Source organism: Priestia sp. YIM B13486 (assembly GCF_042787865.1).
Lineage (GTDB): Bacteria > Bacillota > Bacilli > Bacillales > Bacillaceae_H > Priestia > Priestia megaterium.
The window spans coordinates 1-26,069 of sequence record NZ_JBHZOZ010000002.1 but is presented as its reverse complement, the minus strand read 5'-3'; the positions used below and the strand labels follow the sequence as shown (position 1 = coordinate 26,069).

Annotated in this window: 26 protein-coding genes and 2 pseudogenes; 12 read left to right on the top strand and 16 right to left on the bottom strand. The window is 33.5% G+C overall.

Annotation, left to right across the window (positions count from 1 at the left end):
* Window positions 1-22 precede the first annotated feature (22 nt).
* From asnB to ACFX4G_RS04310, 10 genes are all read right to left on the bottom strand, one after another.
* The gene (gene asnB / locus ACFX4G_RS04355; RefSeq protein WP_377572961.1) at window positions 23-1,777 is read right to left on the bottom strand and encodes an asparagine synthase (glutamine-hydrolyzing); all 1,755 of its coding nucleotides are present in this window, start codon (window positions 1,775-1,777) and stop codon (window positions 23-25) included.
* Between the two features lie 114 nt (window positions 1,778-1,891).
* The gene (locus ACFX4G_RS04350; protein WP_176521239.1) at window positions 1,892-2,035 is read right to left on the bottom strand and encodes a hypothetical protein; all 144 of its coding nucleotides are present in this window, start codon (window positions 2,033-2,035) and stop codon (window positions 1,892-1,894) included.
* A gap of 50 nt (window positions 2,036-2,085) precedes the next feature.
* Window positions 2,086-2,874, bottom strand: coding sequence for a hypothetical protein (locus ACFX4G_RS04345; RefSeq protein WP_097823728.1), 789 nt, complete (start codon window positions 2,872-2,874; stop codon window positions 2,086-2,088).
* A gap of 13 nt (window positions 2,875-2,887) precedes the next feature.
* The gene (locus ACFX4G_RS04340; RefSeq protein WP_097823729.1) at window positions 2,888-3,655 is read right to left on the bottom strand and encodes a hypothetical protein; all 768 of its coding nucleotides are present in this window, start codon (window positions 3,653-3,655) and stop codon (window positions 2,888-2,890) included.
* A gap of 697 nt (window positions 3,656-4,352) precedes the next feature.
* On the bottom strand, window positions 4,353-4,577 hold the full coding sequence (locus tag ACFX4G_RS04335) for a hypothetical protein (RefSeq protein WP_011106165.1): 225 nt from the start codon (window positions 4,575-4,577) through the stop codon (window positions 4,353-4,355).
* Window positions 4,578-4,642: 65 nt separating this feature from the next.
* On the bottom strand, window positions 4,643-5,233 hold the full coding sequence (locus tag ACFX4G_RS04330) for an HMA2 domain-containing protein (protein ID WP_377572958.1): 591 nt from the start codon (window positions 5,231-5,233) through the stop codon (window positions 4,643-4,645).
* Window positions 5,205-7,319 (bottom strand): heavy metal translocating P-type ATPase, encoded by a 2,115-nt coding sequence (locus ACFX4G_RS04325; RefSeq protein ID WP_230184778.1) that lies wholly within the window; start codon window positions 7,317-7,319, stop codon window positions 5,205-5,207. Before ACFX4G_RS04325 ends, ACFX4G_RS04330 begins: the two co-directional genes overlap by 29 nt.
* Window positions 7,319-7,852, bottom strand: a complete 534-nt coding sequence (locus ACFX4G_RS04320) for an HMA2 domain-containing protein (protein ID WP_230184762.1) — start codon at window positions 7,850-7,852, stop codon at window positions 7,319-7,321. Before ACFX4G_RS04320 ends, ACFX4G_RS04325 begins: the two co-directional genes overlap by 1 nt.
* Before the next feature lie 18 nt (window positions 7,853-7,870).
* Window positions 7,871-8,155 (bottom strand): HMA2 domain-containing protein, encoded by a 285-nt coding sequence (locus tag ACFX4G_RS04315; RefSeq protein ID WP_097823732.1) that lies wholly within the window; start codon window positions 8,153-8,155, stop codon window positions 7,871-7,873.
* A 341-nt stretch (window positions 8,156-8,496) separates the two neighbouring features.
* Window positions 8,497-8,592 (bottom strand): hypothetical protein, encoded by a 96-nt coding sequence (locus tag ACFX4G_RS04310; RefSeq protein ID WP_377573787.1) that lies wholly within the window; start codon window positions 8,590-8,592, stop codon window positions 8,497-8,499.
* A gap of 532 nt (window positions 8,593-9,124) precedes the next feature.
* Between ACFX4G_RS04310 and ACFX4G_RS04305 the strand changes: the two genes are divergently transcribed.
* The 4 genes from ACFX4G_RS04305 (at window position 9,125) to ACFX4G_RS04290 (ending at window position 13,295) form a co-directional block, all read left to right on the top strand.
* A complete protein-coding gene (locus ACFX4G_RS04305) occupies window positions 9,125-10,111 on the top strand; it encodes a permease (protein WP_377572955.1) in 987 nt (328 codons plus the stop codon).
* Window positions 10,112-10,121: 10 nt separating this feature from the next.
* Window positions 10,122-11,087, top strand: a complete 966-nt coding sequence (locus tag ACFX4G_RS04300; RefSeq protein ID WP_230184763.1) for a TIGR03943 family putative permease subunit — start codon at window positions 10,122-10,124, stop codon at window positions 11,085-11,087.
* Between the two features lie 471 nt (window positions 11,088-11,558).
* Window positions 11,559-12,428: a permease gene (locus ACFX4G_RS04295; RefSeq protein WP_230184764.1), complete on the top strand. Its 870-nt coding sequence runs from the start codon at window positions 11,559-11,561 to the stop codon at window positions 12,426-12,428.
* Between the two features lie 15 nt (window positions 12,429-12,443).
* The gene (locus ACFX4G_RS04290; protein ID WP_097823736.1) at window positions 12,444-13,295 is read left to right on the top strand and encodes a TIGR03943 family putative permease subunit; all 852 of its coding nucleotides are present in this window, start codon (window positions 12,444-12,446) and stop codon (window positions 13,293-13,295) included.
* 74 nt (window positions 13,296-13,369) lie between these two features.
* Here ACFX4G_RS04290 and ACFX4G_RS04285 read toward each other — a convergent pair whose 3' ends face one another.
* The 3 genes from ACFX4G_RS04285 to yeiL form a co-directional block, all read right to left on the bottom strand.
* Window positions 13,370-14,005, bottom strand: coding sequence for a YcnI family copper-binding membrane protein (locus tag ACFX4G_RS04285; protein ID WP_377572952.1), 636 nt, complete (start codon window positions 14,003-14,005; stop codon window positions 13,370-13,372).
* 24 nt (window positions 14,006-14,029) lie between these two features.
* A complete protein-coding gene (locus tag ACFX4G_RS04280) occupies window positions 14,030-15,634 on the bottom strand; it encodes a copper resistance CopC/CopD family protein (protein ID WP_377572950.1) in 1,605 nt (534 codons plus the stop codon).
* A 266-nt stretch (window positions 15,635-15,900) separates the two neighbouring features.
* Complete coding sequence (yeiL, locus tag ACFX4G_RS04275) at window positions 15,901-16,563, bottom strand: transcriptional regulator YeiL (protein ID WP_097823739.1); 663 nt, start codon at window positions 16,561-16,563, stop codon at window positions 15,901-15,903.
* A gap of 108 nt (window positions 16,564-16,671) precedes the next feature.
* On the opposite strand from yeiL, the gene ACFX4G_RS04270 reads away from it, so the two are divergent.
* The 4 genes from ACFX4G_RS04270 (at window position 16,672) to ACFX4G_RS04255 (ending at window position 18,836) form a co-directional block, all read left to right on the top strand.
* Window positions 16,672-17,307, top strand: a complete 636-nt coding sequence (locus tag ACFX4G_RS04270; protein WP_377572948.1) for a class I SAM-dependent methyltransferase — start codon at window positions 16,672-16,674, stop codon at window positions 17,305-17,307.
* Window positions 17,308-17,360: 53 nt separating this feature from the next.
* Window positions 17,361-17,690 (top strand): cupin domain-containing protein, encoded by a 330-nt coding sequence (locus tag ACFX4G_RS04265; RefSeq protein ID WP_097824369.1) that lies wholly within the window; start codon window positions 17,361-17,363, stop codon window positions 17,688-17,690.
* 332 nt (window positions 17,691-18,022) lie between these two features.
* The gene (locus ACFX4G_RS04260; protein WP_377572946.1) at window positions 18,023-18,508 is read left to right on the top strand and encodes a YrvL family regulatory protein; all 486 of its coding nucleotides are present in this window, start codon (window positions 18,023-18,025) and stop codon (window positions 18,506-18,508) included.
* Between the two features lie 151 nt (window positions 18,509-18,659).
* Window positions 18,660-18,836, top strand: a complete 177-nt coding sequence (locus ACFX4G_RS04255; protein ID WP_377572944.1) for a hypothetical protein — start codon at window positions 18,660-18,662, stop codon at window positions 18,834-18,836.
* 149 nt (window positions 18,837-18,985) lie between these two features.
* Here the strand turns inward: ACFX4G_RS04255 and ACFX4G_RS04250 are convergent.
* Window positions 18,986-19,564 (bottom strand): annotated as a pseudogene (locus ACFX4G_RS04250) (cysteine hydrolase family protein).
* 248 nt (window positions 19,565-19,812) lie between these two features.
* Between ACFX4G_RS04250 and ACFX4G_RS04245 the strand changes: the two are divergent.
* Complete coding sequence (locus tag ACFX4G_RS04245; protein WP_377572942.1) at window positions 19,813-20,349, top strand: cysteine hydrolase family protein; 537 nt, start codon at window positions 19,813-19,815, stop codon at window positions 20,347-20,349.
* 46 nt (window positions 20,350-20,395) lie between these two features.
* On the opposite strand, the gene ACFX4G_RS04240 is transcribed toward ACFX4G_RS04245, so the two are convergent.
* A complete protein-coding gene (locus ACFX4G_RS04240; protein ID WP_377572940.1) occupies window positions 20,396-20,977 on the bottom strand; it encodes an LOG family protein in 582 nt (193 codons plus the stop codon).
* A 99-nt stretch (window positions 20,978-21,076) separates the two neighbouring features.
* Between ACFX4G_RS04240 and ACFX4G_RS04235 the strand changes: the two genes are divergently transcribed.
* Window positions 21,077-21,397, top strand: a complete 321-nt coding sequence (locus ACFX4G_RS04235; protein ID WP_377572938.1) for a MazG nucleotide pyrophosphohydrolase domain-containing protein — start codon at window positions 21,077-21,079, stop codon at window positions 21,395-21,397.
* 39 nt (window positions 21,398-21,436) lie between these two features.
* A complete protein-coding gene (locus tag ACFX4G_RS04230; RefSeq protein ID WP_377572936.1) occupies window positions 21,437-22,408 on the top strand; it encodes an HD domain-containing protein in 972 nt (323 codons plus the stop codon).
* Window positions 22,409-22,953: 545 nt separating this feature from the next.
* Here the strand turns inward: ACFX4G_RS04230 and ACFX4G_RS04225 are convergent.
* Window positions 22,954-23,958, bottom strand: coding sequence for a DUF3231 family protein (locus ACFX4G_RS04225; protein WP_097825021.1), 1,005 nt, complete (start codon window positions 23,956-23,958; stop codon window positions 22,954-22,956).
* Between the two features lie 522 nt (window positions 23,959-24,480).
* Here ACFX4G_RS04225 and ACFX4G_RS04220 point away from each other — a divergent pair.
* Window positions 24,481-25,827, top strand: a pseudogene (locus ACFX4G_RS04220) (IS3 family transposase).
* Window positions 25,828-26,069 lie beyond the last annotated feature (242 nt).

The following is a 26,069-nucleotide window of genomic DNA, read 5'->3' as shown; positions in this document are numbered from 1 at the left end:
TTAGCCCCTTTTTTATAAAGTTTCAAATGTCAACTTTCAATCTGTTTATGTCACACCAGAGTGCGAATGAAAATAAATACCATAGTGAGCTTGCTGAATCATACAAATAAGCCGAAGGTTTATCTACTAATAGTGATGATTCATCCTGAAAAAAGCCTTTTAGATGATCCTGATTAATAAATTCTCTAAATTGTCCTTCAGATAGCAAATTATATATACTATTCGCTAACTCCCCATGTTTAGCCCACACAAATACTGGATGTGGAAAGCCACACTTTGGACGATTTAGTATTTCAGTTGGTATTCGATTAATACCAAGGCTCCGAAAAACATTTTTCTCTGTATCAGGTGGGGCAGATAAGGCAGTATTTATAAACTCTTGATCTAATAAGGGCACTCTACACTCTACTGAGGAAGCCATTGTTCCTAAATCCACCCTCGGTAATGCATCAGCCTCCAAGTGAAATAAACCAAACAACCTAATTGATTCAGGAAGACTAAACCCTTGCTGTTGAAAATTTTCTATCAAATCTTTACGTTTTAAAAAACTCTTAAGTTGAACTTTATCCCAAAGCAACGGATCAATTTGAATAAAGTGGGGCATTGTTGCTGGACGCATCCATTGATCAAAATGATTTATTGTTTCAGAGTGCAACCACTCATAACTCCCAAATATTTCATCACTTCCAGTACCTGTTACCACTATTCTAATATTTTCTCTGGCTGCTGCTTCCCCTAGCTCATGGTATGCGACAATTGTAGGATCCATCGAAAAACCGTCTTGTCGAGAAAGAGCTGTAGGTAATACTTCCATGAAACGTTTTTCAGTTAGCTCTAATTCATGTAGTGGCACAGATAGGTTTTTACAAACATGTCTACTAAATGGTATTTCTGAGTAAGAGTATGCTCCTGTTTGTTCATATCTCAATGAAAATGCTTCTATGTTTGCTCCTTGATGTACTAATTCTGCTAAAACTGTACTTGAATCCACTCCCCCAGATAAAAACATCCCCATTTTTTGATTGAATTCTATATTACTTTTTATTGTGGTTATAAACTTTTCCTCAAGTTCATCAAGCGAACCTGACGGATTAGGAATATGTTCAAAAAGATGTAGGCATTTTGGTTTCATTCTTGCATTAAGTGCAAGAACCTCACCAGGGGATATTTTTTTTATAGAATTAATTAAAGTTTCTGGTTCAAGTAAAGTGTCCCGATACATCATATACTCCACCACTTTATGCGATGAAATAGTAAGTGGGTCTTTTAAATTACGAAGCATTCCACAAATTGTTTGGAACTCAGAGGCGTAGATAAATGATCCAGCTTTTGTTTCTGCCCAATACAGTGGCTTGATACCAGGGAAATCCCTGGTTAAATACAATGTTTTTGTTAAAGTATCCCATGCAGCTATCGCAAACATTCCCTGTAATTTTGTTAAGACACCCCAACCTTTTGCATCCAGAGCTGTTGCTATTGTTTCTGTATCACTCTCAGTTCGCCAAGAGTAATCCTCACCCAGCATTGTTCTCAAGGAATCGTGATTATTCAATTCTCCATTGAAAGTTATAATCCATCTTCCAGTGAAGGATACAAATGGCTGGTGGGCTTTTTCACGTTTATCACGTATAGACAAACGTACGGCCCCTAAAACAGCTTCTCCATCCTCCTTAGTTTCTAGATTATCTGGACCCCTGTGTATCATTTTATGTAAAGCTTCCAGTACAACTGGAAGCCCTTCTCTTTCATTTCCTAAAAACCCAGCGATTCCACACATGAAATAACCCATCCTATCTGTTATTAATTTACACATGAGCAATGCATAACGCGCTTGTAGTGAAGTGACTCCTATTCCATTTTCAGGTTTTTAAGACAATATAAATTAGTAACTTTAATTATCTACTCGTGGTCCCAATAACGGTCCTATAATCGCATCTGATAAGCCACCGTTTGTATCTGCTTCAAAAAATCCAGGAGCTACTAGCTCCTGTAATTCATTTAACGTTAGTTCTTTTTCGTTTTTATCTTTTTCCATGTTTAACACTCCCTCTTAATGTATTTCACTACAGGCGCGTTATGCAGTACTCACGGATGTTTTAGAAGCCTACTCTCCAGCTCACTTGGATCCTCACATAGGGCTCTAAGTCCTAAAGCTGTATTTAATATTTTTCTTTCCCTCTCCGTAAGACTTCCTATTTCACGTCCATTAGAAAAGGATTGAAGAAACATAAAAATCTCTTCTGTTAGACGGAAATTACGTCCAGTAGGAGAAATCATGTAATAGACGTCAGATGGGGATTCCAGTATTTCTTTCCCCTCCCAAATATTAAGTACATCGTTTTTTACAGACATTAAGGTAGCCGCAGGGGATATATATAATTTATCTTCCATACCAGATGGTTGTTTACTAGGTAGATGGTATGCAGCTTTAAAAATTGCGTATTCCAATTCCGCAAGCTCAAGAACTTTTTTTAATAACACTTCACTTTGTGAACGTAAAAAATAAATAAATGGTGTTGCTTTTTCAATACCACGTCCATAACCTAATGGATGTGGTAAACTATATTCCGCCTCCCAAAGAAAATTACTTGAAAGGAACGTTTGAAAAATTACATCGTCTACAAACTCCTCATTATCTCCTAAATACAAAAATGTTTTTTGGTATATCGGTTTTACTTGTGCTAAAATTTGTAGCCAGCGACCTCGACGTTCAGCATGAAGAGCTGCTATATTTACATCAAGTAGGCTTTCATCTCCGATTAATTTAACCATTTGTTGAAAAGGTCCATTTTTTATCTCTGGACTCCAACAAGGATCAATACTCATTCTAATAAGCAAATCTTGCTTCGCTATAGGCTTTAATAGGGTATTCATTTAATCACTTCCTTTAAGTCGTTAATAATAATAGATCCTTCTCTATTTGTTCATTACTAGAAAGTCTATCAGTCATCACTAGTAATCTTCTTTCAGGATCTTGTAGTCTATCCCAAAGATCCCATACCACCCCATCAACTTGTTCACAAGCACAAGGAATCGTTGCATTTTTTGAATTTCTTATGGCACTAGCCCAACATAAATCGATAGAAATATTTCCATCTAACTTATTTAATATTTCCGTTTTATAAACATCTCCCCAATTATGAATATCAGATGCTAGAATTCCTAGATCTATTGAAATTGGGATATCAAAAGAAGAAAGAGCTCCAATTAGTTCATCATAAAATGTCATTGGGGGCAGTCCTAATTGCCTTACCGGGTGAAGAGCAATTGGGACATTTATATTTTTGTGGTTTACAGACAACCATTCTTTTAACTCATCAACAGCTGAATTCCAATTATATTGAACCCCTCCAGGGTCCATATAATTATTTGATATCCCCCAATAACCTAGTTTTAAAATTATACTTTTAGCTTGGATCTTCTCTATTTCCTTTAAATAATCATCCGTAAAAGCTTGATTAGAGGACACTGGAAGAAGTAAATTTGTTTGTATTCCAAACTCTTCATTCAAAACTTCAATTGCTTCCTTTGCACGACTTGTAAACGTATTACTAAGTAAAACTGAATCAATATCGTAATTTGCAATTAATCTAGCTTGCTCCAAGATCACTGAAGAATCTTCCAAATAGACAATCTTTTCTTTTGCTTTTTTCAACTAGATTCCTCCGAATCATCAAAGGGTCAATTATTTTTAAATTTTCACATTTTTCAGTATATTATAAGTTTCCTTTTATTTCAAAAGTTTTTTTGTATTTTTTATCTTTTTTTGTATAAATAAGGAATATATACCTGTTATTTGTTATTAAATGTAAAAAAATAAACTTATATACTATATTTTTCAGGGGCAAACAAAAATATTTAAAGAATTTAAATGAATGATAAAGAGAGAAGTTTTTTATCTAAAAGAAATGTGCATAGATGTATAACTAAAAACGTTTGTAAAAGTGCACGAATTTCAGAAGACGTTCGTAATTTTTTTTATAACTTAAGCGAACGATAAAGATGATAGATTTCTTAAGAAAAAGAAAAGTCCTTAAAGGTATACTTTTACGGTCGGTACGTTCAATTTTCTTCAAAAGTTATAGAGGTAAAGTCTAGAATTTTATTTGTAACTTTTTAACGCTGTATAAATAAAAAGTAAATTGCTCCTTCTGATCATTTGTAAAATTAGAACATTTCCCTCTATAATTATTGATAATTTTTAAATTGCAGAATATAATAATAACAAGAGTTTACCACGGGAAACTTTTTAGCGTACGGTAAATAAGCGTTTCATCATTTAAAAATGATTCCCTCATTATGAATAAAAAGAGTGAGAGTTAGCCTGGAACTATCCCTCACTCTTTTTATCATTATTTTACTTGTAATTCAGCAATCATATCTTCTAGACGCTCTTTCTGTGCTTGAAGCTCTTCCATAGAAGGTTGATAAGATGAAATAGTTTGTTGTCCACCATATGCCTGTTTAGGTTGAACCAAACGTTGTAATTGCCCACCGTTTTGTTCATATAAACGGTAGCCTACTGCGCCTACCACTGTTCCTGATACAAATCCCATTAGAAAATCGCGATTAATCATTATAAAACTCCCCCATAATCCTAAGTTTTTTATATCAATTCATACAAAAGGTATGAATGAATATCTTACGTAATTGTAGATAGCTTTTGTGATTGCACTTTCTGCTTTTCATGTAACAATTCCAACACATTCACAATCCATGTAATCATCGCTACATATAGCATATTTGATGGCCCTAGAGATAACATCGTAACAATGCCGGTTAAAATATCTGGGTGCCTCATTTTATTGCTCGTACCATGGGATAAGACCGTATAGCCTGTTGTAACTACTGCTCCATATACGAGTGCATCTGGTTTATAAAAAGATGATTTTCGAATACCTGCCAGTAGAAGTAATCCTCCAGAAAACAATGTACGTAGCCAATCATTTCGTGTGGCAGGATCCATTTGAATCATAATATCATCTAATGGATCTAAACGCGTTTGCTGAAAAAAGATAGATACATAACGAAAAATGGTATTGCGAGAAAGTTGTGAAACATCATAGTAAATAAGCATAGTTTGAATGGTGGGTTCTATTCTCACACTCGTTATACCTTTTAAAGCAGAAAACATATGCTCTATTTCCACATGATTTTTCTTATCTCTCAATGCTGGGATATGAAATCGAATACGACCTGGTATATCATGCAGAACGTAGAATTTGGGATTCATTAGTTTCCCTCCCTAACCATAAAATTCTTGCACTATTTATTACTACACCAATAGTAGCCGCATTATGAATAGCTGCTCCCACAATTGGAGAGAAGATACCTAAAGCACCGAATAAAATTGCAATACCATTAATAGTAAACGTGGCAATAAAGTTTTGTTTAATAATGTTCATGGTCTTTTTAGATAGTCCAACTAACTCAGAAAGCATTTCTGGGTTATCAGACGTAATAATAACGTCACTGGCTTCTGAAGCAATGTCTGTTCGTTTAGCACCCATCGTTACACCTACATGAGCATGAGCTAAAGCTGGTGCATCGTTAATGCCGTCACCTACCATCATGACAGCTCCTGTGCTCCCATACTTCTTCACATAAAAGGCTTTATCATCTGGCAAAGCCTCTGCATGATACCAGTTCAGTTTTAAGCGACGCGCCATCTCTCTTGCAACCGTTCTCTTGTCTCCAGTAAGCATAATGATGTCGTTGATACCTTGATGTCGAAGATTATTCACTGCGCGGTGCATACCAGAACGTATTTTGTCAAAAATGCTAACTACTCCTACAAGTGTTTGATCATAAGCTACATAAATCACATTTTCGTCGTTTTGCATGTGTTGAAGTAAGTTGGTTGTTTTGACTTTTAATTCATTCATAAAGCGTAAACTTCCAACAACAACTCTTTTACCATTTAGCCAAGTGGAAATTCCTTTTCCTACCGTTGTTTCTACTTGAGCATTATTGTCTCTAATAGGAATTAAAATGTTCCATTCTTTCGCTTGCTTCATAATTGCATCAGCAATAGGATGGGTAGAATTTTTCTCAGCTGCTGCAGCTAAACGAATGACATCTTCTTGATTAAAGCCTTCAGCAGCAATTACTTGCTGAACCACAGGCATTCCTTCTGTAATAGTTCCGGTCTTATCAAGAATAACTGTATTTAGTTTAGACATCTTTTCAATATGATCACTGCCTTTAACAATAGCCCCTTCTTTTGCAGCACGTCCAATGGATGCGTATAAAGCTGTGGCCGTTGATAATTTAATTCCGCAAATAAAATCAATAACTAACATACTCATCGCTCTGTTAAGGTTTCGAGTGAAGAAAAATGTAAGCAGTGCCAAACCAAAAGAAACAGGAACCATTTTTTCAGCTACTGTATCGGCTATATTTTGAATAGGAGCGCGTTTATCTTGTGCTTCCTCCAACAGTTTCACAATTTTAGAGAGGGATGTATCTTCTCCTACTTTTTCAACTGTTACAGTAACATGTCCACTCTGCAAAACACTTCCAGCGTACACATTATCTCCACCACTTACCTCTCGTGGCATATACTCCCCAGTAATTGAAGCTTCATCTGCTGTACCGTTCCCCTCTATTATGATTCCATCCACGGGGATCTTTTCTCCAGTAAAAACTACAACCTTATCACCAACTTGAATATCCTCGACTAAAACCTTTTCTTCAACACCCTTTTCTTTTACTCTCCAGGCATATGAGACATCTAATTTTAGAACGGAGTGAATATAATGCTTGGTTTGTTCAGACGTATAGTCTGTTAATAGCTCACTAATAGTAGACATCAAAGTGATAATTAAAGCCGATCCTGGATTCTTCATATACAAAGAAGCGAATATAGAAGCAGCTGTTAATGTATTAGCATTCCCTTTGCGTTCTTTTAGGACATGAACAACACCATCTTTAATTACATCATAGGAAGTACTAATAGCAGTAAGAGAGCTAATCCAATAAGAAACTGCCTTTACTATAGGAGAGTATGAAGAACGTTGCAGGTACCAGTTAATTAAAAATACGGTTCCACAAGCTATAACAGGGACGAAGTTTTTCCATGAAGATGTTACTTGACTGATTGTATGTCTATATTTCTGGGTAAAAGACTTTAGTTTATCCAAAGAAAGGTTAATATAATGATAAATGAGTAGACTTCCGGTTACTTGATTATAGTTTGCAGAATATACGCCTGGGAAAGAGCGTAGCCAAGCTTCAATACGACTTATTTCTAATCGTTTAGGTATATAAAATCGGGTTCTTCCAGGAAGAGAATGAGCTACCTTTACCCCAAACATCATCACCTGTTCTTTTCCCCCTTCTCTTTAATGATGTTGTATGACCAATAAAGTAAGCTTGCAGAAAAAGCAGGCGCACTTCCAAACGTCTGAATCCCTTTTCCTAATAAAAAGAGAACAAATAAACTATCAAAGTCAGCAAAGCCATTAGTTTGCTTTTTAATTCCTTTATCTATAAATCCAAGTGTGTTAGTCATGCCATTCATCAATGTAGCATCTTTGTTTAAAGTGGCATTAGCTGCTATTTGTACGATATAACTCATCAGCTCATCTAGCTCTTCCTGGTTAATATGAGGTACAACAAATTGAAGCAGCAAACTTCCGGTTAGTTCTGAAGCTTCCGACGTTAAAATAAGAGGATGTTTTTTTACTTCTTCCGTTAGAGCATGTGCAATGATACGGTGCTTCCAACTGTCACATTGTATACGCAGTCGCCCCGGCATCGCATGCAATACTTTTATTTTTTGATCACGGAATTGAGACATAATTTTTGGAGCAATAAAAGAGGCCCCTAAACCAATTACAGTAGGAAGCATGCCCATTCCTCCCTTTCCTTAGGCTCTATATTCTTCTTGGTATATTTGTTCAATAAGTTGAAACCATTCTTCAAGTTCTTTGTTATTTGTCATATGAGAACCCTTATATGTAATAATTAAACTCCCGGTATCTGGTGTAAATACTGCATCATAGACAAGAGGTTGAGACTTCAAATTTAAAATGATTAATTCAACTAGCTTTTTATCCCCTTTCCAAACAGATGAACGAAGTCTAATTCTTCCTGGAATAAAATGCACAAGATCAATTTGTAACTTATGTAGTTTTCTTTCTACATGCTTCATCAGTATCTTCTCTTTAATGCTCATCAATATTTAGATACCACCAATCATTTTTCTTTATTTTACCAACTTATATATTTTATAACAATATAAGTATTAAAATAATGTAAATTTTATTACGCGCAAGTAAGCAATAAAATTATCTCTGTTTTAGGATAATGATAGATATATTTTTTATAAAAAGAATTAATCTATATAAAAAAGAATGAAAGGTGTTATTCTTTCATTCTTTTTCTTTACTTTAGATGTTTAAAGTCTCTTTATTTGATAGGTAAAGAATATTTTATTGATTTTTTATAATACCTCTTTCTTTTTAATTAGTTTATACCGAATTGTCACCCTCTCTACTTCATTTTAGAAATAACTACCCCTATAGCCATAATAAAAATTCCAAGTAAGGTTTTCCACGTAGGAGCTTCTTTAAAGAAAAGGTAACTCATTAATACGGCAATTATTACTTCCATCCCTTTCGATGTCAGTAAAACAAATGTTAAGTTATGAACAGCTTTAAACCCAAATTTGATTCCATATCCAATTTAACATATTAGCGATTAAAAATAACGGGAAAGCATAAATTTGGTATTTTAATGTAGTTTCAAAAGCTAAATCAATATGCTTATTTTGATACGAAAACAAAACATTGATTAGAAATAGGCCAACAAACAGGAAGATTCCACCATATAAATAATTCATATATCCACTCTCACTATATTCTAGTGCTAAATTCAATGATGCTAAGATAAGAAATGAAAAAACTAAATGTATTAATTTTTCTCAGTTATATATCTTATAATTTTCACATAATATATATAAAAAATCGTAATCATTACGTTTTGAGAAGGGGATATAATCACTATTTTCGAGGTTTTTATCTTTTAAATAAATTTTTTATATTAACTCTTTTTTATTAGGTGCATAACTTGTTCAAACTCTATCATATAGTTCTAGTAATTGGAGGTGAAACGATAGATTATGACAACTCTATCACAGGTAAGTAAAGACCTAATTGGTGTGCTGTTACTAATGCTTTTTGGTTACTGTTTTTTCTTTGTTGATATAAATACAAATGATTTAGCCATTCCAGCATCTTTATTAAATGTAAACTCTATTTTTTTAAGCATTGTACTTGAAGCTATCCCCTTTATCTTACTGGGAGTATTTGCATCTGCCCTTATTCAAGTATTTGTCTCAGAAGCATTCATTCAACGTCTGATTCCAAAAAATCCGTATATAGCCCTTTTACCAGCTGTTCTAGTAAGTGCTCTTTTACCGGTTTGTGAATGTGCCATTATTCCAGTTATAAGGCGGTTATTAAAAAAAGGAATGCCTCTTCATATCGGCATTGTCATTTTAGTTGGGGCACCCATTTTAAATCCCGTTGTCTTTGCTGCTACTTTTTATGCATTCCAGTCAAATACGTCCATCGTTTACAGTCGTATGGGCCTGGCTGCTGTGGCTTGTCTATTAATTGGTTTATCCGTTTATTTCTTTTTTAAAAATTCAAATCAGCTACGACATGTACACGTTCATGAACATGAAGAAGCAAACGTAGATAACAAATTAAAACAAACGTTATATCATGCCGGTGATGAATTTTTCGACATGGGCAAATACTTATTATTTGGTGCACTCGTAGCAAGTCTATTTCAAACCTTTTTAGATAGACAACTATTGACGAACCTTGCAAGCAATGACTATATGTCTTCTGCCGTTATGATGGGATTTGCTTATGTACTTTCACTTTGTTCAGAAGCAGATGCTTTTGTTGCTTCATCTTTTTCTCATACATTTTCACCTACAGCTCTTCTTGCCTTTCTACTATATGGACCAATGATGGATTTTAAAAACACCATTATGCTATTGTCCTTTTTTAAAAAACGTTTTGCATTTAGTCTGATTCTTATCATTACTGTGATTGTGTATCTTATCGTCATGACTTATGGAATAGTTAGTAGATAGGAGAAATGGTATGAATAAAATTGATCAGCAATTTATCATTTATATAAGGGGAATATTACTAATTGGTTTTTCCCTCCTTATGTTTAAACTCATATTAACAGGTAAAATCATTCAATTTATTGCGCCTAAAATGATGCCTTTTATATTGTTTTCTTCTGGTACGTTTTTTTTGTTGGGAATTATACAAATTTGGCGAAGTAGTGTAAATAAGGATTCATCTTGTGAATGCGGTCATGATCATACGGAAAAAGGAAAAATTCGAACAACGTTTATTTACTCTTTATTTCTATTACCTATTATGACGGGCTTTTTATTTTCAAATCATACACTTGACAGCTCAGTTGCAGTAAAAAGAGGAGTGAAGTTTTCAGCTAATCTCCCTGGCGAGCAACCAGCTCAACAAGGAAGCAATAAAGTTAAATCTACTAATTTCAAAGTAGAAGAATACACGAATAAGGTATTAGCTGGTGATTCAGAAGAAGTACCAAAAAACGTTCCCTTAGAGCATCAAAGTAATATTTCTCCGCCTAAAATCCCACCTAAAGGATTTTATAAATTACTTGAAAAAAAGCTACTAAAACAAAAGAGCATTAATGTAAATAATACAGATTATATTCCTGTGATGAGTATTATTGAAAATAATGTAGATCAGTTTATAGGCAAAAAAATTGAGGTCGATGGATTTGTATACCGTGAAAATGGATTTAAAGATAATCAATTTGTGGTAGCTCGTTTTGGCATATCATGTTGTGTGGCAGATGCATCCGTTTATGGAATGCTATCAACTATAGAGAATGCCTCTACATTTAAGACAGACAATTGGGTTCATATAAAAGGAATAGTTAAAAAAGCTACGTACAATCAAGAGGACGTTCCATATATTCAAATTCAACAGATTGAGTCCATACATCAACCTGATAACCCCTACGTATATGAACTTTATCAAGATGAACAGCTGATAGGTCCTGGTGAATAGAAAGCATTCTATAATAGATTTACTGTTGAAGATAAGCTATACACCATTAAAACAGTTATATACTCAGATTATAGTGTTAAAGTACTGCAAAATTTTTGATTAGAACCAAAAGTAAAAAATTGTTAAAATATTTTTCACCATTCTTTCATTTTTCTATGGTAAAGTACAAATGTAAAAAGAAATGTTAATGTAAATATTAAAGGATATTTTTAAATAATATGGTCTTTAGGGTTTTGATTAAGCTCACTTTCCTAGAGACTGCTAGTTGTTTATGTTATAAAGATATTTTTTTATTACGGCTATTGTATATATTTATTTTTTTTTGAGATTGTCCCCTTTATATAAATAGTGTAATATCACTGTTTGTAAGTGATATTACTTTCTATTTAAAGGGGCTTTTTCTATGTTTAAAAACAAACAGAAAATTCGAATATAAAGCAACATGATTATTTCTTAGTTGGAGTGAGTATAATGAGTTCATCTCTTTTACAAATGAACACCATATTTATTAGTATCCTAATTGAAGCTCTACCTTTTATATTATTAGGTGTAATTATTTCTGGTATTATTCAAATTTTTGTAACAGACGAAATGATGGCAAAAGCTATTCCTAAAAATAAATTTGGGGCAATTGTTCTAGCAAGTGTAATTGGAGCTTTATTTCCAGCTTGTGAATGTGGAATTGTCCCTATTACAAGGCGTTTAATGGCAAAAGGTGTTCCCTTATATGCTGCTATTCCGTTCATGTTAACAGGGCCTATTATTAATCCTGTTGTCTTATTTGCGACATTTGTGGCTTTCGGTAACGATTGGAAAATCATGATTGAACGTGGTGTTGTTGCCTTTCTTGTATCTTTAATAGTAGGTTTAATTTTAGCCTTTCAATTTAAAACACCACAAGTTAAAAATGAAATACATGTACACACTGCTTCTAAGAAGATGAGTGAAAAAATAGGAGATGCTCTTAAACATACTATTGATGAATTCTTTTCTGTTGGGAAATTTGTCATTATCGGTGGGTTAATCGCGGCCGCCATGCAAACTTATGTGAAGACCTCTACCCTCATGGCTCTCGGCCACGGAGCAGTATCTTCAAATGTAGTTATGATGGGTTTATCTTATATTTTATCCTTATGTTCTTCAGCTGATGCCTTTATTGCTTCATCATTTCGAAGCACATTTAACGATAGTGCAATTATAGCCTTTCTAGTATTTGGCCCTATGTTTGATATAAAAAATACATTAATGATGTTGAGTCAATTTAAGACAAAATTTGTTTTTTCACTATTTGCATACGTGTTTATTCTGGTACTAGTCCTATCTCTATTAATCGTTCATTAAAAAGGAGGGACATTTATGTTTAGAGTTTTAATTTTATTAGGCTTTACTATGATATTTATGCATCTTCATGCAACTGGAGATATTTCAAAATACATTAACATGAAATATTCATGGATTTCATTCGGCACCATTTTCTTACTATGGTTCCTAACCATTGCAGAGTTAGTGTTTTATATGACAGGAACGGATGAAAAGGATCATCACCATAATCATGATGATGACTGTAGCTGTGGCCATAGTCACGAATCATCAAACAAGTGGAAAAGATGGGCTTGGTATCCTCTTTATTTCTTACCTGTATTAACTGTCTTCTTTTTGCCTGTAGCTACACTTGATTCAAATATTGTTGAAGCGAAAGGATTTCATTTTCCTATTTATGATAAAAAAGATCCTTACTCCTCACATCAGTTTCTACAACCAGATACGAGTTCTTTTTATGGAGAAGATGCATACGATAAAATGATTCATAAAGATTTAAAAAAGTTTTCAAAAGGAAAAACCATTAATTTAGAAGATGAAGAGTTTTTAAATGCAATGGAAACCATTTATCGATATCCTGGTGAGTTTACTGGAAAACAAATTAAGTTTAAGGGATTTATGTACCACACCAAAGAATTAAAAGACAATCAGTACTTTTTATTTCGTTTTGGGATTATTCATTGTATAGCTGATTCAGGCGTGTTTGGGATGTTAGTTCAATTTCCGGATGATGTATCATTTAAAAATGATGATTGGGTAACGGTAACTGGTGAAGTAAGTACGATGTATTATCAACCATTTAAAAAGACAATTCCCATTGTAAAAATAACAAAAGTAAAACGTGAAGAAAAACCAGATGACCCTTATGTATATCGTAATAATCAATAAATAAGAATAGAAAACGCAGATTAACAAACGTTAACCTGCGTTTTTAGATTGTTGTTTAGTCAAACCTTTAATAACTAGCTCTGCTTCTTTCTTCTTAAACTTAAAATTAATGAAACAATGCCTAATACTAAGGCAACAATGGAAAGAGTAGTAGGAAGTGCAGAATTTGAGTCATCGTTAGTAACTTCATTACCTGCAGTGGTTTCGTTAGTAGCTGATATATGAGAATCTCCCTCTGCTCCGTTTCCTTTTACTACCGTTGTAATAGATGCAGGTGTATCTGCATCAGCTGGCCCTTCCCATGCTACTGTTGATCCATCTTTATATGTTTGATAGGCCTTCCAAACAATCTTCTTAGCATTATCGCCTACTTTTCCTTGCATACTGAATTCCCCAAACTCTGTAGGCGACAAGCCTGCATCGGTAGCTGTCCATGTCACACTTGTAATCAAACCTGAAGAGTCTTCTTGAAGTTCATATTTCCATCCTTCTTTAGGCTCGAATCGAGATATTTCTACGTCTTTTGGAATCTCGACTTTTACTTTTGTAGTTGCAATATCTTTTTCAGTTGGAACACGTACAGTAAATTTTTCATAAGAGCCTTGTGTTGCTTCTTGAGGATATACGACAACATGAGCACTCGCCGTTCCTGCAAATGCAATGGTTGAAAGAATGAATGTAGATAAAAGAGCTGCTACTTGTTTTTTCATTTCGTTTCCTTCTTTCTAAAATCATTATTTAACATCGTAAACAACGATGTCTTTATAAATCACAACCTCATCTAGGTTTGATGTAACAAGCCGTACGGCAATTTGCCATCTTCCCGCATAAGGAATGACAAGGTTGTTTGTTTCATACATCTTATACTGTAATTGTTGTTTCTTCCGATTTTCTCCTTTACTTTCCTTTAAGGGCACATCTATGGTTGCAAGCTCTCCTGTATTTTTAGGAGAAAGTGCGATGTCTATCGATTGAATAGAAGATCCATCCTGTGGTAAAGATGCTGTTACCCAGAGAGAATCCTTGCCAGGAGATAAGGTTGACGTTTTCACGAGAAACTCTATGTCTTGCTTATTTTCTTTCCATACCAAAGGGTCATTATGTGGAACAGGGTTTAAGTGTGTAATCGTTCCTACAATTAATACAATAATCAGCATAAAATTTATGTCGGAAATTAAAAACTTTGCAAGGCTTGGTGAATCATTCTTTCGGAGATGTTCTCTAATGAGTATTCCTATACCAGCTACTAACATGACCATAAATATTTTAGCTAACAATAACAGTCCCCAGGTGGTTTTAAAGAGTGCTGTTATGTCTGGAAGAAGCTTTAATGTGTAAAGAACACCCGAAAGGATTAATAACATAAGACTCACAAAAGCTATACGCGAAAAAATAGGAAGAAAAGCTAGAGCTTGTTCTCTCTCCTTACGCCATATCATGAAAAGATAAACTAACCCAGCTGCCCATAAAGAGGCTGTAACTAAATGGATAAAGTCTAAAATCATTGTATAGATTGGTACGTCTGATGCTATAGCATGACCATTTAACGTAGTAGCTACTAACAGCAAACCTGCCCACATAAAATCAAACCATTTATTCTTTAGTAGGAAGAGAAAACCTACACATACAAGAAGAATACAAGTCATCCACGACCAACCAGTAGGAGAATGCACAACAAATGTTTGTATTTGGGAAAGGCTAGAATCTTTTAATAGCCCAGTACCTTGGACTCCTATACTAATCAGTAAAAAAATCATATAACCAATCTGGAGGTACTTTACATTGGTATTATACTTTTGTTTCTGATGACCTGTTTGATAAGGAACATACCATTTCCATAGTACAAAGCCAACTAACCATAATAAGGACAGATAATAGAATGTTTGTCCTAAAGAAAAACCTATATTATACAAAGAACTGTGCTTACCGTTTTCGCCTTGATTACTAGTGTCATTCGTAATAGCTTGATCTATTTTTTCTCCTATAGAAAAGACGTACGTTCCTTGTAAAGGATGGCTATCCGCAGAAATGACTGAATAGCTAACGGTATAAATCCCTTTTTTAGAAGGTGGCACATCCAAAGAAATCGTTTTATGAGATCGATTCATTGTTGCTTTCTTAGTGGTAATAAGCTTTCCTTTGTCATTACGTACTTGAAGATTAAAAACACCTTCTCCTAGTCGTTCATTAAACGTCAATGATACCTTGTCAGGCATTTTCTTTAGTTGACTTCCTTCTTTCGGTGATGCATCCAAAAGGACTGCGTGTGCTGATACAGTAAGAGGAGCACCTAAAGCAAAAAAAGATATGGATAGGAGTAGAACAATCTTTTTTAACATACATTTTTCACCCATAGATTCTTATTTTATACTATTCATTCTTAGTATAAGTTTAGCCTTAAACAAAGAAAATCACTCAGTAGAGTGATTTTCTTTAAATAGTAGACAAAAATATTGAACATTTTAGAACAAATGAGAAGCACCACAATGAAATAGAAAATCTTTTTTAGGTGTTAGGTTCCTAGAAAGTTCATTATGTTAATTAAAAATGTATGGATTATACATATAGTTATCTTTATTTTGAAGCAAAATTATTATAAGTATTTTCAATTTAATTTAGCTAGTTTTTCAAGATATTCTCTTTCTTTAATGATGTAGCCTTGCGACTGCTTTTCAATAATATTTTTTTTACATAGTTGAGCTAGTACATGGAGCAGATGGCGATATGATACACCTAAATACTCACATACTTCAGTATGTTTTTCTTTATAAAAGTTATCATCAGCCGACAATATTAGAAAGGCAGCAAGGCGATTCTCAAGTGGATAGGCCTGATTTTGTGTATACTTTGCTGAAATTTTAGTTGCTTTCTCACTTAAAAAACTACATAAATATCTGAGAAATGTTACATCTGTTAAGAGCTTATTTTTACAGGTGTTAATATGAATAGCCAAACAAATGGTTTTAGTGACAGTTTGTATAGCTTTAGAATATCTTTGTGAATTTAATAGTTCCACTTCCCCCATAAATGTTGGAGCTTGTAAAAAATTAATCAAGGACACTTTCCCATTTTCGTGTGTAACATAGAGTTTTGCCTTACCTTCAACAAGATAATAAATATATTGAGGATAGGAGCCTTCCTTATAGATAAATTCACCACGTTCAAATTCGCAGACCTGAATAAACGGAGTAATTGGAAAGGAAAAAAGTGATTGAATAGAGTATTTCTCGATATAGTAACTTCGCATAGGGTCGTTTAAAAATTTCATTTTTTCTCCTACTATTATAAAAATATGAGATATCTCACATTATTTTATGTTTTTACATGCTATGATGCAATAAAAGTTGATAGATCAATAGGGAGATGTTTCATAAAGATGATCAAACAAGATGAATATTGGAATGAAGTAGCTAATAAAAAAGATTTTACTACGCCTTTTCAACCTGAATTATTCCTAACACATGTTAATCACAATGCTGCCATATTAGATTATGGTTGTGGGTATGGACGGACTTTATTGGAATTAAGAAGTTACGATTATAACAATTTACATGGTGTAGACTTTTCAGAAGAAATGATTAAAAGAGCTAAGTCTCATAACTCAGAAATCGATTTTCAAGTTATTCAAAGTGGGAAGCTTCCTTTTCCTAATGATTCTTTGGATGCTGTCTTACTTTTTGCAGTTTTAACATGTGTTCATAAAAGTGATGAACAAAATGCTATTTTAAATGAGATTAAACGGGTACTAAAGCCAGGAGGTATTATTTACATCAACGACTTTCTACTAAATAGTGATGAAAGAAATAAATTACGTTATGAAAAGGGACTCACTAAGTATCATAAATATGGGGTTTTTGAATTACCAGATGGAGCCATTTTACGTCATCATAGCGAAGAACGCGTGAAAGAATGGATAGATCAATTTGAAACCTTAGAATACAAGAAATTAGAATATACAACTATGAATGGAAATCGTTCAAATGGTTTAGTGTATATGGGGAAATTACATTGAATTTATTATAGAAAAAATATAAAGGGAGAATTGTAATGGTAGAGAAATTAGAGCTGGAAAAGATTAATCTTCAAGAAATTACAAAAGATATTAAAGATCAACACGTGAATTTTCCTGTATCAAACATTAATAATCACTGCCTTCGTATAGCTGTATTTTCAGGCGAATACAAATGGCACTATCATTCTAATTCAGATGAACTTTTTATGATTATGGAGGGAGAACTTTTAATTGATTTTAAAGATAAGGATACAGCCGTGTTAAAACCGAATGATATGTTACTTATACCAGCTGGAACAATACATAGAACCAGAGCGAAACAAAGAACAGTAAACCTCTGTTTCGAGGATATAAACGCTGATACGATAATTGTTGATGAGTAAATGAAATAATATAAACACTGTAAAAGCCATTTAAGATAATTCTTAAATGGCTTTTACGTATGTACAGATAAATTCCTATAATCTGTTTTATGGTAACTAAGGGTGTATATACATATTAATTATATCATTTAAAGAGATTCATTTACTAAAAACCATTTTTGTATATAATTGGATAAAAGGGGGTTTTTCATGACTTATAATAAGAATAAATTAAAACTAGTAGGGGCTACTTTATTTGGAGCTGGAATTGGAGCCACCTTAGGAATACTAGCTTATACCCACGATTGGCTAGGATAAATACATTAAAGAAAAATTAGCAGCAAGGGGTGTGAATGTTTACCTTGAAAGGAAAGAAAACTGGACCCTCTCACAATATATCTAATTTTTTCACTAAATCATTTACTGTTATTTTTATAACTTTAATTGTTATTATTGCTATTTCATTAATGCTAGGAGCATTTGTGTTTGGATTTATTGGTTTATTTAAAATATTTGGGGTACAATACAACTCATTTCTATCTCTATTAATATTCCTCTTACTGTTTTTTATTATAGGATTTATAGTTGATTTACTATCCATATTTCTTATTAATACATTTTCTCAACAAATTAAAAACTCTAAAAGAAAATTCCTTGCGAGACTGGTCATTGATTGTAGCTTTTCCTGGTTTGCTATACATACTGCTGATGAATTAATTAGAAGCATTACTATTCCCTCCATAACTGAGCTTATAGCTGTGTTTCTCCTCTTTTTCTTAGAAGAGGTAATGGATATGAATAGCAAAGGAGAACGTAATAAGAGCTCACTAGCTCCTTGAAGTCTTTGGGATTCTAATACAAAGATTATTTCAACCTAAAAAAACACCTTTCATAAATATAATTATAAGGAAAAAAGGTAATGTATAGTATGTTTTATATTTCATAACACTGGCTCCAATTGTTTATTCCAAATTCAAGGGAGGAATGCTAATGAAAAATACATCGAAACATCATGATGTCCAACGAAAATACAGAGAAAAGGTACAAAACAAACAAGAATTAAACGCATATGCCAGAGGTTGGTTCTTGTTCATTTTATTTGCTGTACTTCTCGTTGTATGGAGTTATTTTTTTGGCGGAACGTTTATGCCTTATCGAACAATGTAGGAGAATGAACGTTAATGTTTTTATAGTATTTTAAATTAATTTCTTAAAAAGCAGAACATCCTATCTGATGTTCTGCTTTTTATATTACTAAAGGGAGTTGTACTTATGTCAACTAAAGGTGTATAGCATATACAGTTAAAATAAAAGTATTAAGCCTTTATTTTACCGAGTAAATTTTGGATTAATTGTTTTGTGGTTAAAACTGTAGCAAACTCATTGTCTAAAGTAGCTAATGACACATTATGTATTTGTTCAGCTGAATAATACGTATTGTCTGCCCCTTTTATTGCAAATGCAGCTGTTGCATCTGATACTAAGTACGTTTCAAATTCTAAATTACCACTCATTCGAGTAGTAGTTGAGACACAATGTGGAGTTGTTAACCCTACTATTACAACCTTTTCTATTTGGTTTTATTTTAAATGTTTTTCAAGTCCAGTTCCTATAAATGCACTATTTACTTTCTTTTTAAAAATGGGTTCATTTTCAGCTGGCACTGCAATATCTTTAAAATCTGAACTTGGTTTACTAGGATGAAAAATTGAATGGTCGTTATCAGATAAGTGCTTAATATGTATAATTGGGTATTTCTTTTCTCTCCATGTCTTTAGCAGAATTTGAATATTCTCTTCAGCAGTGAGATTATTTCTTATCCCCCACTTTTCATCTTCAAAAGCCCTTTGAACATCGATAATAATTAAAGCCGTATTGCTGAAATCTTTTCTCATATGTAATTCTCCTTAACTATTTTCTGCATATTTTAACATTTATGTTAGATTAGTGAATTAAAAATAAGAATTTTATTTAAGTATGTAAACTTCCTAGAAGCAGTATTATATTAGCTATTGGTGCATATTATATACACCTCGAAGAAGAATAGATTTCATAAGTTCAAGCTATATAATATAAGATTTTAATTTGATATAATATTATTTTGAATTTTTTACCACAAAAATCAATAGGGGGATACAATCAAATGAGTAAAAGAAAGGCTTTGTTGCTTGTAGATGTTCAAAATATTATGTTTTCTTATGAAGGTGGGTCTTTATGGAATGAACAGCAAGTACTTAAAAATATTATTTCTCTAAGGGAAAACGCGCACAAATCTAATATACCAATTATCTATATACAACATACAGACTCCAGTTCCGATAGTATGCTTAGTGAAGGAAAAGTCACATGGGAAATCCATCGGGATGTTCCCCCTCTACCAACAGACACAGTTATTCAAAAATCTTCTTGGGACGCATTTTATCAAACAACTTTACATAAAAAACTGCAGGAACTTGAAATCGAAAAATTAGTCATTGCAGGTATGCAAACTGAATTTTGTTTGGATACTACTTGTAGAAGAGCATATAGCTTAGGGTATAAAGAGAATATCTTAGTAAAAGATGCCCATAGCACATTTGATACTGCTGCGCTTTCAGCTTCTAAAATAGTAGAACATCATAATAATATGCTAGGTGGCAGATTCGTTACATTAAAAGAAGTAAACGAAATTATATTTTAAGCTAACAAAAAAACAGGATTAGATAGTGTCTAATCCTGTTTTTTTGTTAGCTTTGTGCTTTTGTGATATATGTTTTAACTGAAGGAGGTTGATATGTATTGAATTGATCTAATAAACCTTGTGGTTCTGTATCTACAAGGGCCATAGAACGATATTTTTCCTGTAGAAATTGTTCTTCTGTCATGTGATTAAATAAAGAAATAAGTGGTGTGTAATAATCATTAATATTTAATAATCCGCAAGGCTTCTGATGTAATCCTAACTGAGCCCATGTAAAAATCTCAAAGAATTCCTCTAGTGTACCTGGACCACCTGGTAATGTAATGAATCCATCTACAAGTTCAGCCATCTTGGCTTTTCTCTCGTGCATAGATTTAACAACGATAAGCTCTGACAGGTTTTTATGAGAAATTTCTCTTTCTTCAAGGAAAGTAGGCATGACGCCAATGACATGTCCGCCAGCTTCTAACACGGCATCAGCCACAGCACCCATTACTCCAACACTTGCTCCACCATATACAAGCGAAATATTACGTTTAGCAAGCTCTTTGCCCAAAGCTTTTGCACCTTGAATATAAAGATCAGATGCTCCATTACTCGATCCACAAAATACAGCTATTCTTTTCATAAAGATCCCCTCCTATGTAATCACCGTTATTGATTATACATAATAATGGATGATTTGGTAAACTTAGTTGAAGTTAAAAAAGGAAGGTGGAACTATTTAATGAACGTAACAGAATTTCAACACTGGGTAAAAGACTACTACAAAATGAGAGGTTGGTCAGATTTAGATATCTTTATTCGAATTGGTTTTCTTGCTGAAGAAACAGGTGAAGTAGCACGAGCTATTAGAGCTTTAGAAATTGGAAGGGATCGACCTGATGAAGTAACTGGAACTTTGGAAGAAAATAAGAAAGAATTAACGGAAGAACTAGGAGATGTGTTAGGTAACTTGATTGTTATTGCTAACAAATATGATATTTCTTTAGAAGAAATATTCAGTTCGCATAAAGAGAAGCTTGCAGAGCGTTATTCTACTAGATGAATATAGATGTGATAAAAGAAGGGAAAGTGAAGTCGTTTTATGAAAATTCATGATTTCATTTATGGATCTTTTCACTTAGAACCAGTCCTAGCAGAATTAATACATACTCAGCCCCTTCAGAGGCTGAAAAAGATCCATCAAGGTGGCGCAAGTTATTTAGTGAATCCAAAGTGGAATGTAACACGATTTGAACATTCTGTAGGTGTCATGCTATTGATTAGAAAATTAGGTGGCTCTATAGAAGAACAAATAGCTGGCTTATTACATGACGTTTCTCATACAGCTTTTTCTCATGTAATAGATTTTGTTTTAGATAATCCAGAACAGGATTTTCACGATCAAATATTTGAAAAAATAATTCAATCATCAGAAATCCCTTCTGTTTTACAAAAGCATGAGTTTAACCTCATGTCTATATTACCTATTGAGAAATGGTCCTTATTAGAACAACCTCTTCCTTCGCTGTGTGCAGACCGTATCGATTACACACTTCGTGATTTATCTACCTATAATATGATTTCTTTAGACGATGCTTGTAAGTTTGTAGATGAATTAAGAGTAGTTAACGGTAAAATTTGTTTAAAAACAATTGATCCAGCAGAATGGTTTGTTAAAGCTTATTATACAGAGGTAATTGACTTCTTTCTTCATCCATCAAATGTGTATGGGTATGTCATACTAAAGGATATATTAAAGATAGCAATGGCCAAGCAGATTATTCATTTTGATGACTTATTATCGGATGATGAAATAGTTTGGAAGAAGTTAATTGACAGTAAAGACCATGAAGTACTACAAAAAATGAAAGATATAAGCAAAAAGGTAATAAATGATGAGAAAGATTACGACATAAACCAAAAGAAAAAGGTTCGGATTATCGATCCCTTTGTGTTGGTAGGAAACGTCCGAATGAAGAAAGCAACAGAGCTCTCCACCAAAGTAAGAGAATTAAATCAATATGCTCTAGAAAAGTCCTTAAAAGGGACATTCGTTAGAGTTCTTAATACTTAGTAAAGAGAAAAGCACCTTATTTAGTCAAATAAGGTGCTTTTCTTACATGTGTGGTTGATCATAGCTGTTTTTATAGTTGATAAGAGTGAAATATATACATGTACATATCTAAAATATAGTATTAGGTGATAATTTGTCCAGTCAAAAGGTAAGCAAAATAAAAAGCAACCTCATATCCCATGGCATTGGAAGGAGGTTGCTTTTTGTCATTCATACTCGTTGAAGAATGCATAGCACCGCAAGTAAATAATATTATATATTTACCATAAGTACTATATTTTTCTTATTTTTCATATTTATAAAACGTGCACTTTTTATACATCTTATCTTCAATCACCTGAGGAGAAAAAACCGTTAGATCAAGGATGTATAAAAAGCTGCATACAGCAGAAACAAGGACCTCATCAGAACCCTTGGGACTGACCCCTTTTCCCAATAGGGGTTCTTTTTTGCGTGTGTTCCGGAAAGAGGTATTATATAAACTAGATTTGTATATCTTATACAGCTTAAAAAGAGAAAACATCCACCTGTATGGATGTTTTTTCTCATTTCTCTTTTGCAATTTCTTTTCTGTTAGGAGCAAGTGGTGGTTGTTCCAACCATTTATTTTTCACCATAATGTTAAACCATTTTTTTGTTACCACTAGATTTTTGAGAATGATGCCTTCATAAGTTGTTACAAGGTCTGTTCGCATGGCTGATGCTAAACCTGCTCCGTGATAGGCTTGTGCTGCTTGGAATAAGAAACCAATATGATACATCATTAACTTATCAGAAAAAGGGGAGTCTGTTGAAGTTGTTACTTCTGTCTCCCATGATTTAGGAACTGGTAAATTATCTGCGTGCATTATTGTTGAAAAGGATTGTATTTGATTATCAGCTGTTTTCTCCGAATCCTCTAAAAATTTTCTTACTTCTTTTGATTGAGCGACCTGACTAAATCCAATAGAAAGAGTTTTAGCCATAATGCTTTTTTTAAGGTTGAAAGAAATACTTATGATTTCTATTGCCGTTAAACGTCTGCCTTTTCCGAAAAACCCATCCGTAAAATCCTGGCTAGAAATATATTCAGGGTTCGTAGCAGGATAAAAGTAAGGGTCCCTCTGAAAATCCCCTTTTTCAAGTAATAATTCAATCGTTTGATGATACATCCTTTTTGCATCATTATCACATGAATCGTAGAAGTGGCGTAAGTCTTCTCTGACAGAAACACCTAATGAGGTTGTATGTCCTAGCAAGCCATGTAACGTCATGATATGTAAATAATTCAAGCAGAATATATCAGTGAATAATTTTTTGGTACCTTTATTGAGGTCAGACTCAGTAAATCCAATTGGAACTGGAAACCCTTCGTTTTCTATAAAAGCTACGATTTGTTTCTTTTCCTTCGCGAAGGTATTGATAGCATCCTCAAAAATGGCCTTTATTGACTCATCCTCAATAATAGAGAACATATATCTATTTACTACATCTGTCATTGTTCCGTTTACATACTCCCCCCATAGTGTTCCTATTTCGGAAGATGTAAGTTTTAACTTATTCTTATCCAAATGATCACCTCGTGGATAATATTTACTAATTTATTAATAGATATGAATTTTTTCTTAATAAAAAAAGGGTTTTAGCATGTAATTTCTGATAATGGTGATTATGTTAACTTGCTTTGTGTATGATATACATCTTAAAAACAGAAAAACCTATCTCTTCCAAGTCAAAAGAGGTAGGTTTTTTCTGTTACACATCTTTTATCAAAGGAAGGATGCCTTACGGCATCTTGAGTAGTTCGCTCAAGATGTTATTTATTATTCATTTTATAATTATTAAATAAAAAGAAACAGACTTGTTAGGAAGTCTGCAACTGCAACAAGAAATAAAGCTATTTACATACAACAGGTATTGTATATGATCCACCGAACTTTAGCAGTCTGCCCTATTGATGGGATTCTATACTTTATTGACCTTATTTAGACTAGATTTGTATACCGTATATATCTTTAAAAAAGAAAAGACTACCTCTTCTGAACTGCACCCCAATTGTTAGACAAAGAAACTCTAATGATTGGGGTGTTTTTATGTCAAGACATACATTTGAAGACAAGTTGAAGGCTATTGATTTGTACCTAAATAAGCGCAACTCATATAGAGAAACAGCCAAGTTAATGAGCTCAACTAAATCAGATATTATAAAAGGTGGCATTGTACCAAAAACATGGAGAAAAGGGTTTACAGCCGACCTATACAAATTACTCTGTGAAGTTTAAAATGGACGTATTAACTTATATGGAAAAAACAGGAGCGTCTATTCGTGAAGCATCATATGTATTCAATATTCCTTCTTACTCAACGGTGGCGAAATGGAAAAGAACCTTTGAAGCACAAGGTAAGGATGACCTGTATCCTAAAAAGAGGAGTCGTCCAAAAATGAAGAAAAAGCCTACTAGAAATCTTGATACAGACAAGACAAATGAAGAGCTACTAAAGGAAAATGAATACTTACGAATGGAAATTGAGTATTTAAAAAAGCTAAACTCCTTAGTTCAAGCATCAAGGGAATCAAAGAGCGAGAAAAAGCCCAAATAGTGTTTGAATTAAGGCATGAGTATAAGGTCGTCGACCTTATAAAGGTAGCTAAAATCGCTCGTAGTACTTATTATTACTGGACGAAAGCTTTTAAAGGCCCTGATAAATACAAAGAGATGAAACAACTAATTAAGCACATTTTTCATGAGCACAAAGGTAGATACGGTTACCGTCGTATTACTTTAGAGCTGAGTAGGCTAGGGTATTCTATTAATCATAAGACCGTATATAGGTTGATGAAAGAATTAGGTTTAAAGAGCCTTGTACGACTCAAAAAATATCGCTCTTACCGCGAGAAAACAGGAAGGATCGCTCCTAACATTCTTAAACGCGACTTTGAAGCGTCTAAACCAAATGAAAAGTGGGTCACAGATATTACAGAGTTTCATCTGTTTGGAGAGAAGCTTTATTTATCGCCTATTCTAGATCTTTTTAATGGTGAAATTATCTCTTATCATGTAGACAAACGGCCTGTTTTTTCCCTTGTGACAACAATGTTGAATGAGGAATTTAATCACTTACAAGTCGGAGAACGTCCAATACTCCATTCGGATCAAGGGTGGCATTATCAAATGACAAAATATCAGCATTTACTCAAAGAAAACAATATTACTCAGAGTATGTCCCGTAAGGGAAATTGTTTTGATAACGCAGTCATTGAAAACTTCTTTGGTCTATTAAAATCAGAGTTACTCTATCTCCAAGAGTTTGAGAGTATGGAGCACTTTCAACAGGAGTTAGAGAGGTATATTGTTTATTACAACCACAAACGAATAAAAGGAAAATTAAAAGGATTGACCCCTGTAGAATACAGAATTCAATCCTCATTCGCTGCTTAGATAAAGGGTCTAACTTTTTGGGTTCAGTTCATTCCCCAGTCAAAAGAGGTAGTCTTTTTCTATTGCAGAATTTAGTTGTATGAGTCGATGCTCGGCAACATCTTGAATAGTTTGCTCAAGTTAGTAAGAACTTATGTATAGAAATGAGAAAAACCTACTGTCCATGGGACTGACCCCTGATTTCGAGACAGGGATCAAAACACCTTTTAAACAGCCAGTTGTCGGTATTGTACCGGTGACTG